We start from the raw sequence: 11,628 nt of genomic DNA, 5'->3' as shown, positions 1-11,628 counted from the left end.
GCGGCATCACCATCACCTCCGCGGCCACCACCGCGTTCTGGTCTCCTCGTCACGGGCCCTCCGCGGGCACGCCCCATCGCATCAACATCCTGGACACGCCGGGACACGTGGACTTCACCATCGAAGTGGAGCGCTCCCTGCGCGTGCTGGACGGCGCGGTGGCCGTGTTCGACGCGAGCCAGGGCGTGGAGCCCCAGTCGGAGGCGGTGTGGCGTCAGGCGGACCGCTACGGCGTCCCGCGCATCGCCTTCATCAACAAGATGGACAAGGTGGGCGCGGACTTCGTCATGAGCCTGGAGTCCATCCGTGAGCGCCTGGGCGCTCGCGCCGTGGCGGTGCAGTGGCCGCTCGGCGAGGAGTCCGGGTTCCAGGGCCTCGTGGACCTGGTCCGCATGAAGACGCTTCGCTTCGACGGCGAGGGCGGCGAGTACCACGAGGAGCTGTCCGTGCCGGAGGAGGCACGGCGGCAGGTGGAGTTGCTGCGCCTTCGGCTCATCGAAGCGGCGGCGGACGTGGACGACGGAGTGATGGAGAAGTTCGTGGACGGGCGTCTGGACGACATCACGGAAGAGGACCTGGTGCGGGCGCTGCGCGCGGGGACGCTGTCGCGCACGCTGGTGCCGGTGCTCGCCGGCTCGGCGTTCAAGAAGAAGGGAGTGCAGATGCTGCTGGACGCCGTCGTCGACTACCTGCCCGCGCCCTCGGACCTTCCGGCGGTGGAGGGACTCGTGCCGGGCACGGAGCAACGTGCCTCGCGCGAGCCGACCGACGACAGCCCTCCGGCCGCGCTGGTGTTCAAGATGATGAGTGACAAGAACGTGGGCAACATCGTCTTCCTGCGTGTCTATTCAGGCACGCTGCGCGCAGGCACCGTCCTGCTCAATCCCGCCACCGGCAAGCGGGAGCGCGTGGGTCGGCTGATGTTCATGCATGCCAATCGCCGGGAGGAGGTTTCGGAAGTCCATGCGGGAGATATCGCGGCGGCGCTCGGCCTGAAGAACGTGCGCACGGGAGACACGCTGAGCGACCCCGAGGCACCGGTGGTGCTGGAGTCGCTCGGCTTCCCGGAGCCCGTGGTGCACCTCGCCGTGGAGGCGAAGTCGCCCGCGGAGCTGCCGAAGCTGGAAGAGGGCCTGCATCGCCTGGCGGCGGAGGACCCGTCGCTGCGCGTGGGCGTGGACCCGGAGAGCGGCCAGGTGCTGCTGTCCGGAATGGGTGAGCTTCACCTGGAGGTGGTCGTGGACCGCCTGAGGACGGAGTACGGCGTGGAGGCGCGCGTGGGACAGCCCAAGGTGGCCTACCGCGACACGCTCAAGCGCGCCGTGCGTCAGGAGTACCGGCACGTCCGTCAGACGGGCGGGCCCGGACAGTATGCGCGCGTGGTGCTGGACGTCGCTCCGGCGGCGCGTGGCGCGGGGCTCGTCTTCGTGGACGACACCAAGGGCGGCACCATTCCGAGGGAGCTGGTGCCCGCCATCCAGAAGGGTGTCGCGGGAGCCATGGAGCGCGGCGTGCGGGACGGCGTGGCGCTCGTCGACGTGGAGGTTCGACTGGTGGATGGAGACACGCACGTGCGCGACTCCACCCCTCAGGCGTTCGCCATGGCCGGCTCCCTGGCGCTCCAGGAGGCGGTGCGGCGGGTGGGCGTGCAGGTGCTGGAGCCGGTGATGGACGTGGAGGTCACCACGCCCGAGGAGTACGTGGGCGAGGTGTTGGGAGACCTGGCCTCGCGACGGGGTCGGGTGTTGGGGATGGAGACGCGGGGCAATGCCCGGGTGGTGTCGGCGCGGGTGCCCATGGCCAGCCTCTTCGGCTACGTGACGGGCCTGCGGGGCAGGACGCAGGGCCGAGCCCAGGCGAGCATGCGACTGGGGACGTATGAGCCACTTCCAGATGTGCTCCAGGCGTCACTGTCCGAAGCGCGGGCGTGACGCATGGTGAAAAGGGCCCCGGGGCTTGGACAGCTCGGGGCCCTCGTTGTTCGCCCGGCACTCCACAAAGCGGCTGTCAAGGGCTCGATTTCACGGGACATCCGCCCCGGGAGAGGGCAGGGTCCGCGGCCGAATGCTTGGAATGGGCGGGAGGACCCCCCTGTTCTTCGACATTCTCAAGCGGGTCGGCCGGCCGGGCCGGACCGCGCACCGCCAGGTGCCCTCGATATTGAACTCGATTGGGCACGCTGCGCGGGCTTCCTTGCCTGGCGAGGAAGCAGACTCACTTCGACTTAGGAATCCATGACTTTCGACGAATTGCAGCTCCACGACACCCTCCTGCGCGCGGTCAAGGCGGAGGGGTACACCACTCCTACGCCCATCCAGATGAAGGCGATTCCACACGCCCTGGCTGGGAAGGATGTGCTCGGCGTGGCCCAGACGGGCACGGGGAAGACGGCGGCCTTCGCGCTGCCGATTCTCCAGCGTCTGTCCGCCAAGGCGCCGTCCGGGGGCGCGCGTCCCGTGCGTTGCCTGGTGCTCACTCCCACGCGAGAGCTCGCGGGACAGGTGAGTGAGAGCTTCGCGACGTACGGCAAGAACCTGCCGCTGCGCCACGCGGTGATTTTCGGCGGCGTGGGCCAGGGCGCGCAGGTGCAGGCGCTCAAGAGCGGCGTGGATGTGCTGGTGGCGACGCCTGGTCGCCTGCTCGACTTGATGGACCAGGGCTACGTGTCGCTGCGCTCGCTTGAGGTCTTCGTGCTCGACGAGGCGGACCGCATGCTGGACATGGGTTTCATCCATGACGTGCGCAAGGTCATCAAGGCGCTGCCCTTGAAGCGGCAGACGCTCTTCTTCAGCGCGACGATGCCGCCGGAGATTGTCGACCTGTCGCGCAACATCCTCACGGACCCCATCCGCGTGGAAGTGACGCCGGTCTCCAGCACGGCGGAGACCGTTGCTCAGCAGGTGTACTTCGTGGAGCGCGAGCAGAAGCGCGGCTTGCTCACGCACTTGCTGAAGGACGGCAAGATTGAGCGGGCGCTGGTCTTCACGCGCACCAAGCACGGCGCCAACCGGGTGGCCAAGCAGCTCGAGGGCTCCGGGGTGACGGCCGCCGCGATTCACGGCAACAAGAGCCAGAACGCGCGTGAGCGTGCGCTGGACGACTTCCGCAACGGCTCGCTCCGGGTGCTGGTGGCCACGGACATCGCGGCGCGCGGCATCGACATCGACGGGCTGAGCTTCGTCGTCAACTACGACCTGCCCAACGTGCCGGAGCAGTACGTGCACCGCATCGGCCGTACGGGCCGCGCGGGTGCGACGGGCACCGCGGTGTCCTTCTGCGACGGCGAGGAGCGCGCGTACCTGCGCGACATCGAGCGGACCATCCGCCGCAGCGTGCCGGTGGTGGCGGAGCATCCGTACCGCTCGGGCCTCGCGGCGCCGCGTCCTGGGGCGTCGGACATGGTGGACGAGCCTGTCGCACGGAGCTCGAACGGCGGTGGGCAGTCGCGGGGCGGGCAGGGCGGTGGTGGCGGCCGAGGCAACCAGCCCGGTAGCTCGTCACGCCGTCGGCGTGGCGGTGGTGGTGGCGGCGGAGGCCGTGCGGCGGGTGGCGGCCAGGGTCGTCCCGAGGCGGGCCGTTCGGCTCGTGGCGGGGGCAGCTCTTCCGGTTCGGGCCGTGGTGGTGGACAGTCGCCGCGCGGAGGCAGTGCTCCGTCGCGGACTTCGGGTCCGGCGCCGGCTCCCGCGAAGGTCGCTGAGCCGCCTCCGCGTCGTCAGTCGCCGAAGTGGCTGTGAGCTGAAGCAGTCCCTCTGAGGGCCCGTGATGCGCGCTCGACGTGCTCACGGGGCCCCGAGGGTGTTGTTGAGCAGTGAGTGATGGGTGGGCCGGTTACGCCAAGCCCGCCGTCATGACTCCTCGCGAGGCGCCATGGCGGCGATGGTGCCCTGCGCCACGGCGACCAACGTCTCGCCCTTCTCCGTGACGACGAAGATGTCGCAGTGGCAGACCGACTGCCGTCGTCCGGAGTGCAGCGCGCGAGCCCTGGCGATGAGCATGGAGCCCTGGGCCGGTCGCACGTAGTTGATCTTGAACTCCGACGTGACGACGGGCGCCGTCATCGCCGCTCCGCCCGCGAAGGTGAGCGCGTTGTCAGCCATGTAGCTGAGCACGCCTCCGTGCACGAAGCCGTGCTGCTGGCCCAACTCCGCGCGCAGCGGCAGCTCCAGAACGGCCTCGCTCTTCGTCAGATGCACCAACCGGGTTCCCATCAGCGTGCTGAACGCCTGCTGCTTGAGCACCTGCTGACCCAGCTCCATGAGTGACTCCACGGCGGCCTCCCGACTGTCTGGAATGTCGTTCTAGAACGTTGTTCTAATGTAGGGTAAAGCGATGCGCAACCCGGCTCACCGGAGAGAAGAGGTCCTCAAGGCGGCGCTGGAGTGTTTTCTGGAGCGGGGCGTCGAGGGGACGACGCTGGCGGCCATCCGCGAGCGCTCGGGGGCCAGCACGGGGAGCATCTACCACCTGTTCGAGAGCAAGGACGCCATCGCGGCGGCGCTCTACCTGGATGTCCTGGGCGAGTACCAGGCTGGGGTGGTGGATGTGCTCAAGTCACAGCCGGGCGCTCGGGAGGGCGTCGAGGCGCTCGTTCGTCACCACCTGGAGTGGACGCTGGCGCGACCAGATGCGACGCGCTTCCTCATAGGCGCGCGAGGCGTCGCGGCAGTTGTGGCGGCCGAGGCGAGCATCCGCGAGCAGAACAAGGGCTTCTTCCGGCAGATGAAGGACTGGTGGCAGGGGCACGTCCGGGACGGCGCGTTCGAGGAGATGTCCTTCGAGCTCTTCCTCGCCATCCTTCGCGGGCCCGCACAGGAGTTGGTGCGTGATTGGCTCGCGGGACGGACGAAGACGGACTTGCACGCGGCCATCCCGGTACTTGCACGTGCCGCCTGGCAGTCCGTCGAAAAACGGCCCACACGCTCCAAGAAGTGAGCGGAGGGCTTCTTGTTTCTACTGAGTGGATTCAGCGGTGGGCTGGGAGCGGATGCACCCGTGTGACTCGCCCCACCACGTCGCCACGTCGAGCCCAGCCGTTGATTCGGCCCAGCGCGTTGCCGATGAGGACCCGGTCCGGCGTGGCTTCCTTCACGAGGTGGAGCAGGGCGCCGCCCTTCCATCGAACGAAGACGACATCTCCACTCTGGACGTCTTCGGGCTTCACGGGGGCCAGCGTCACGGGCTGTCCATCCTCGATGACGCCACGCATCGAACCACCCCGAGGTCGCACGGTGATGCTCTCACCTTGCGTCAGCGCATGAAGCGCATCGGTCATCCATCCCATCTCGTTGTCTCCCTGGTTTGTTTGCCTGGGAGACGATGAAGACCAGCGGGGCTGACGCAGGGGCCCCGATTCGCGCGGGGCCCCTGAGTCACTACATGTTCCGCCGGTACTGCCCACCCACTTCGTACAGCGCGCGGGAGAGCTGGCCGAGCGTGCAGACCTTACAGGCGTCCATCAGCGCGGCGAAGATGTTGCCGTGGTCGAGCGCCGCGCTCTTCACCGCCTCCAGCGCCTCCGGAGCCGTCGCCGCGTTGCGCTTCCAGAAGGCGTCTCGCGCGGTGATGGAGTAGTCCTTCTCCTCCTTCGTCGCGCGAATCACCTCTGGCGGCGTCACCGTCGGAGAGCCCTTCGGATCCAGGAACGTGTTCACCCCGATGATGGGCAGCGTCCCGTCGTGCTTCTGCATCTCGTAGTACAGCGACTCCTCTTGAATCTTGGACCGCTGATACATGCGCTCCATCGCGCCGAGCACGCCGCCGCGCTCGGAGATGGCGCGGAACTCCGTGAGCACCGCCGCCTCCACCAGGTCCGTCAGCTCATCGATGATGAACGCGCCCTGGTTGGGGTTCTCGTTCTTGGAGAGCCCGAACTCCTTGTTGATGATGAGCTGGATGGCGAGCGCGCGCCGCACGCTCTCCTCCGTCGGCGTGGTGATGGCCTCGTCGTACGCGTTGGTGTGCAACGAGTTGCAGTTGTCGTTGAGCGCCAGCAACGCCTGGAGCGTGGTCCGGATGTCGTTGAAGGCGATCTCCTGCGCGTGCAGGGAACGGCCCGACGTCTGGATGTGGTACTTCAGCTTCTGCGAGCGGTCATTGCCGCCGTACTTGTCGCGGATGGCCTTCGCCCAGATGCGACGCGCCACGCGGCCCAGCACCGCGTACTCCGGGTCCATTCCGTTCGAGAAGAAGAACGAGAGGTTGGGCGCGAAGTCGTCGATGTGCATCCCGCGCGACAGGTAGTACTCGACGAAGGTGAAGCCGTTGGCCAGCGTGAAGGCGAGCTGGGAGATGGGGTTCGCCCCTGCCTCCGCGATGTGGTAGCCGGAGATGGACACCGAGTAGAAGTTCCTCACCTTCTTGTCGGTGAAGTACTGCTGGATGTCGCCCATCACCCGCAGCGCGAACTCCGTGGAGAAGATGCAGGTGTTCTGCGCCTGGTCCTCCTTCAGGATGTCCGCCTGCACCGTGCCACGCACCTGCTGGAGCGTCGACGCGCGGATCTTCTCGTAGACGTCGCGGGGCAGCACCTCGTCGCCCGACACGCCGAGCAGCAGCAGGCCCAGGCCGTCATTCCCCTGCGGCAGGTCGCCCTGGTACCGGGGCCGAGGCACGCCACGCTCCTGGTAGAGCGCGTCGATCTTCTGCTCGACCTCGTTGACCTTGTTGTTCGCGCGAATCCACTTCTCGCACTGCTGGTCCACCGCCGCGTTCAGGAAGAACCCGAGCAGCATCGGCGCGGGGCCGTTGATGGTCATCGACACCGACGTCGCCGGGTCCGCCAGATCAAAGCCCGAGTAGAGCTTCTTCGCGTCGTCCACGTTGGCGATGGACACGCCGGAGTTGCCCACCTTGCCGTAGATGTCCGGCCGGTGGTCCGGGTCCTCGCCGTACAGCGTCACGGAGTCGAACGCCGTGGACAGTCGCTTCGCGGGGAGCCCACGAGACACATAGTGGAAGCGCTTGTTGGTGCGCTCCGGGCCGCCTTCACCCGCGAACATGCGCGCCGGGTCCTCTCCCTCGCGCTTGAGCGGGAAGACGCCGGAGGTGAACGGGTACGCGCCCGGCGCGTTCTCCCGCAACAGCCAGATGAGGATGTCGCCCCAGTCCTCGTAGCGGGGCAGGGCGATCTTCGGGATGCGCAGGTGCGACAGCGACTCGGTGAACAGGTCCAGCTCGATGACCTTGTCGCGCACCTGGTACTGGTACTTGGACGCCGCGTAGCGCCGCTTCGTCGCGGGCCACTCGCTCAAGAGCCGACGGCAGTCCGGATCCAACCGGGACTCCAGGTCCTTGTACAGCTCCACCAGCTCGCTCAGGTACGCGGGCTCGCCCTCGACGCGCTCGGTGACGTGCACCACGTCGGAGGTGTCCTTCGGCTCGACGATCTCCAGGCGCTTCTTGCCGACGTTCTGGCGCAGCGCCTCGATGGTGCCGTGGAGCTGATACATCCGCCGCGCCACCGCCGCCTGCGAGCGCGCGAACTTGTCGTACGCCTCGCACGTCTCGACGATCTCCGCGAGGTAGCGGGTGCGCTCGGGCGGGATGATCCACTTCTTCTCGCTCATGCCCGGTGTCGCCTCCTGGTGCGACTGGAGCGGAGCGCTCGTCTTGCGGACCACCGTGTCGACGATGGCCCGGTAGAGCTGGTTCATCCCCGGGTCATTGAACTGCGAGGCGATGGTGCCGTACACGGGCACCGAGTCATCCGCCGTGGTGAACGCGTTGTGGTTGCGCTTCCACTGCTTGCGCACGTCCCGCAGCGCGTCCAGCGAGCCGCGCTTGTCGAACTTGTTGATGGCGATGACGTCCGCGAAGTCGAGCATGTCGATCTTCTCGAGCTGCGTCGCCGCGCCGTACTCGGCCGTCATCACGTACAGCGACACGTCCGAGTGCTCGATGATCTCCGTGTCGGACTGACCGATGCCGGAGGTCTCCACCACGATGAGGTCGAAGCCCGCGGCCTTGCACACCTCGATGGAGTCCCCCACGTGCTTGGACAGCGCGAGGTTGCTCTGCCGCGTCGCCATGGAGCGCATGTACACGCGCGGGTTGTCGATGGCGTTCATCCGGATGCGGTCGCCGAGGAGCGCGCCGCCCGACTTGCGCTTCGACGGGTCCACGGAGAGCACCGCCAGCGTCTTGTCCGGGAAGTCCGTGAGGAAGCGACGCACCAGCTCGTCCACGAGGCTGGACTTGCCCGCGCCACCGGTGCCGGTGATGCCCAGCACGGGCACTCGCGGCTGCTTCGCGCTCACCTTCGTCATCGCGTCGCGCAGCGCATCGCCCGCGCTCGCGAAGTTCTCCGCGATGGTGATGAGCGAGGCGATCTTCATCGAGTCACGCACCGGCATGGCGGCGACGGCCGGTCCGTAGTCCGCGGGGCGCTTCTCGAAGTCACACTCCGAGATGAGGTGGTCGATCATCCCCTGCAGGCCCATGGAGCGGCCGTCGTCCGGGGAGTAGATGCGCGTCACGCCGTAGGCATGAAGCTCCTCGATTTCCGAGGGGAGGATGGTGCCGCCACCACCGCCGAAGACCTTGATGTTCGCCCCGCGCTGCTTCAGCAGGTCGATCATGTACTTGAAGAACTCGACGTGGCCTCCCTGGTAGGAGGTGATGGCGATGCCCTGGACGTCCTCCTGGATGGCGCAGTCGACAATCTCGGAGACCGAGCGGTTGTGTCCCAGGTGGATGATTTCGGCGCCCGAGGACTGCATCAGCCGGCGCATGACGTTGATGGCCGCGTCATGCCCGTCGAACAGGGAGGCGGCCGTCACGATTCGCACATGGAATCGCGGCTTGTAGGGCCCGGGAACCGGGGTCAACTGAACGTTTCGCACGCCGCGTACAGTAGGAGCGCGGTGGGTGTCGGGCAAGCGATTGAAGCGGGGCTCGCAGAGGCTCGACGCGGACTGTCAAGCCCTCGATTCTGGCAGGAATGCTCCCAGCACGCGCAGTGCGGCGGACGTCGCCGTGGCGCGGCCCTCGCGCACGTCGTTCTCCAGCTGAGGCACCAGGGCGGCCACCGTGGGGTTCGCATGCAAGGCCGCCCGGAGGCCGTCCTGCACCATGGACCACATCCAGCCCACCTGCTGCGAGTGCCGACGCTGCTCCATCGCTCCCGAGGCCACGCGCTTCGCCACCTGTGCCTCCAGCGAGGCCCAGAGCGTATCGATGCCCTTGCCCTCCATCGCGCTGCACGTCGTCACCACGGGCTCGTTGCCCGGACGCATCAGGTGCAGCGCGGCGCGGTACTCGGCGCGGGCGCGCTCGGCTCGGGGCTGGTTGTCCCCGTCCGCCTTGTTGATGGCGAGCATGTCCGCCACCTCCAAGATGCCGCGCTTGATGCCCTGGAGCTCGTCGCCCGCACCCGCGAGCATCAGCACCAGGTAGAAGTCCACCATGTCGGCGACCACCGTCTCCGACTGGCCCACGCCGACGGTCTCCACCAGCACCACGTCGAAGCCCGCGGCCTCACACAAGAGCAGCGTCTCTCGCGTCTTGCGGGCCACGCCGCCCAGCGTGCCGCTGGAGGGACTGGGGCGGATGAAGGCGGCCGTCTCTCGGGACAGCCGGGCCATGCGTGTCTTGTCACCGAGGATGCTGCCACCGGAGATGGTGCTCGACGGGTCGATGGCGAGCACCGCGACGCGCTTTGCCTCGCCCACCAGGTGCATGCCCAGCGCGTCGATGAACGTGCTCTTGCCCACGCCGGGCACGCCGCTGATGCCCACGCGTCGGCTGCCGCCCGTGTGAGGGAGCAAGCGCGTGAGCACTTCCTGGGCGAGCGACTGGTGGCGCGGGTGCCCGCTCTCCACCAGGGTGATGGCGCGAGCCAGCACGGCCCGGTCACCCGAGCGGACGCCTTCCACATAGGCCTCCGCCGTCAGCAGCTTCACGCCTCCTCCTGCGCCGCCGAGAGCTTCTCCAGCAGCTCCACCGCGGCCTTCGAGATGACGGTGCCAGGGCCGAAGATGGCGGCGGCGCCCGCGGCGCGCAGCTCGTCGTAGTCCTGCGCCGGGATGACGCCACCGACGACGACCATGATGTCCTCGCGGCCCAGGTCGGCCAGGGCGCGCTTGAGCTGCGGCACCAACGTCAGGTGGCCCGCGGCCAGGGAGCTGGCGCCCACCACGTGCACGTCGTTCTCCACGGCCTGGCGCGCGGACTCCTCGGGCGTCTGGAACAGCGGGCCGATGTCCACGTCGAAGCCCAGGTCGGCGAAGGCCGTGGCGATGACCTTCTGTCCCCGGTCATGTCCGTCCTGCCCCATCTTCGCGATGAGGATGCGGGGCCGACGGCCGAACCGCGCGAGGAACGTGTCCGAGGCGGCGCGCGCCTGGATGATGCCCTGGGAGTCCTTGCCTGCCTCACTCGAATACACGCCGGACACGCTTCGCACCGTGGCCTCGTAGCGCCCGAAGACCTTCTCGAGCGAGTCGCTGATTTCTCCCACCGTGGCCTTCGCCCGCGCCGCGTCGATGGCCAACGCCAGGAGATTCCCCTCGTTGCGCCGGCCCGCCTCCGTCAGCGCGTCCAGCCGCCGCCGCACTTCCTCCGCGTTGCGCTCCGCGCGCAGCTCCTTGAGCCGGGCAATCTGCGCCTCGCGCACCGCGGAGTTGTCCACCTTGAGGATCTCGATGTTGTCCGGACGCTCGGGCGGATACTTGTTCACGCCGATGATGGCCTGACGACCGGAGTCGATGCGCGCCTGCGTACGAGCCGCCGCCTCCTCGATGCGCAGCTTGGGCAGGCCCGCTTCAATCGCCTTGGTCATGCCACCCAGCGCCTCGACCTCCTGGATGTGGCCCCAGGCCTTCTGCGCCAGCTCGTGGGTGAGGCGCTCCACGTAGTAGCTGCCGCCCCACGGGTCGATGACGCGCGTCGTCCCGCTCTCCAACTGGAGATAGAGCTGGGTGTTGCGAGCGATGCGCGCGCTGAAGTCGGTGGGCAGCGCAATCGCTTCGTCGAGCGAGTTGGTGTGCAGGCTCTGTGTGTGGCCCTGGGTGGCGGCCATGGCCTCCACGCACGTGCGCACCACGTTGTTGAACACGTCCTGCGCGGTGAGGCTCCAGCCAGAGGTCTGCGAGTGGGTGCGCAGCGCCAGGCTCTTGTCGCTCTTGGGGCTGAAGTCCTTGATGAGTTTGGCCCAGATCATCCGGGCCGCGCGCATCTTCGCCACCTCCATGAAGAAGTTCATGCCGATGGCCCAGAAGAACGACAGCCGGGGCGCGAAGGCATCCACTCCGAGGCCCGCCGCGAGGCCGGCGCGCACGTACTCCACGCCGTCCGCGAGCGTGTAGCCCAGCTCCAGGTCCTGCGTCGCTCCCGCCTCCTGCATGTGGTAGCCGCTGATGCTGATGCTGTTGAAGCGCGGCATCTTCTCGGCGGTGAAGCGGAAGATGTCGCCGATGATGCGCATCGACGGCCCTGGCGGGTAGATGTACGTGTTGCGGACCATGAACTCCTTGAGGATGTCGTTCTGGATGGTCCCGCTGAGCTGCTCGGGCTTGACGCCCTGTTCCTCGGCAGCCACTACGTAGAGCGCGAGGATGGGCAGCACCGCGCCGTTCATCGTCATCGACACGCTCATCTGGTCGAGCGGGATGCGGTCGAACAGGATGCGCA

The 11,628-nt window shown here is 67.8% G+C and carries 8 protein-coding genes; 3 read left to right on the top strand and 5 right to left on the bottom strand.

What is annotated here, in order from left to right; genetic code table 11:
* Positions 1 to 1,931, top strand: a 1,931-nt coding sequence (gene fusA, locus ACN469_RS14730; RefSeq protein ID WP_498768309.1) for an elongation factor G, incomplete at its 5' end; no start/stop codon positions are given.
* Positions 1,932 to 2,234: 303 nt separating this feature from the next.
* Positions 2,235 to 3,734 (top strand): DEAD/DEAH box helicase, encoded by a 1,500-nt coding sequence (locus tag ACN469_RS14725; RefSeq protein WP_498768307.1) that lies wholly within the window; start codon positions 2,235 to 2,237, stop codon positions 3,732 to 3,734.
* Positions 3,735 to 3,845: 111 nt separating this feature from the next.
* Here the strand turns inward: ACN469_RS14725 and ACN469_RS14720 are convergent, their stop codons facing one another.
* Positions 3,846 to 4,268 (bottom strand): PaaI family thioesterase, encoded by a 423-nt coding sequence (locus ACN469_RS14720; protein ID WP_498768305.1) that lies wholly within the window; start codon positions 4,266 to 4,268, stop codon positions 3,846 to 3,848.
* Between the two features lie 61 nt (positions 4,269 to 4,329).
* On the opposite strand from ACN469_RS14720, the gene ACN469_RS14715 reads away from it, so the two are divergent.
* Positions 4,330 to 4,932 (top strand): TetR/AcrR family transcriptional regulator, encoded by a 603-nt coding sequence (locus tag ACN469_RS14715; protein ID WP_498768303.1) that lies wholly within the window; start codon positions 4,330 to 4,332, stop codon positions 4,930 to 4,932.
* A gap of 31 nt (positions 4,933 to 4,963) precedes the next feature.
* Here the strand turns inward: ACN469_RS14715 and ACN469_RS14710 are convergent, their stop codons facing one another.
* The 4 genes from ACN469_RS14710 to scpA form a co-directional block, all read right to left on the bottom strand.
* Positions 4,964 to 5,272, bottom strand: coding sequence for a hypothetical protein (locus tag ACN469_RS14710; RefSeq protein ID WP_498768301.1), 309 nt, complete (start codon positions 5,270 to 5,272; stop codon positions 4,964 to 4,966).
* A 100-nt stretch (positions 5,273 to 5,372) separates the two neighbouring features.
* The gene (locus tag ACN469_RS14705) at positions 5,373 to 8,840 is read right to left on the bottom strand and encodes a methylmalonyl-CoA mutase family protein (protein ID WP_498768299.1); all 3,468 of its coding nucleotides are present in this window, start codon (positions 8,838 to 8,840) and stop codon (positions 5,373 to 5,375) included.
* Positions 8,841 to 8,915: 75 nt separating this feature from the next.
* Positions 8,916 to 9,899 (bottom strand): methylmalonyl Co-A mutase-associated GTPase MeaB, encoded by a 984-nt coding sequence (gene meaB, locus ACN469_RS14700; RefSeq protein WP_498768297.1) that lies wholly within the window; start codon positions 9,897 to 9,899, stop codon positions 8,916 to 8,918.
* A partial coding sequence (scpA, locus tag ACN469_RS14695) for a methylmalonyl-CoA mutase (protein ID WP_498768295.1) occupies positions 9,896 to 11,628 on the bottom strand: 1,733 nt, incomplete at its 5' end. The genes meaB and scpA, both read right to left, overlap by 4 nt.

It is taken from the genome of Corallococcus terminator, assembly GCF_049194865.1.
Taxonomy (GTDB): domain Bacteria; phylum Myxococcota; class Myxococcia; order Myxococcales; family Myxococcaceae; genus Myxococcus; species Myxococcus terminator_A.
This window is presented reverse-complemented; position numbering and strand designations above follow the sequence as displayed.

Excerpts from the sequence above, each read along its gene's own strand:
- ACN469_RS14710 (WP_498768301.1), bottom strand. The coding sequence starts at position 5,272 with ATGACCGATGCGCTTCATGCGCTGACGCAAGGTGAGAGCATCACCGTG.
- ACN469_RS14715 (WP_498768303.1), top strand. The coding sequence starts at position 4,330 with ATGCGCAACCCGGCTCACCGGAGAGAAGAGGTCCTCAAGGCGGCGCTG.
- ACN469_RS14725 (WP_498768307.1), top strand. The coding sequence starts at position 2,235 with ATGACTTTCGACGAATTGCAGCTCCACGACACCCTCCTGCGCGCGGTC.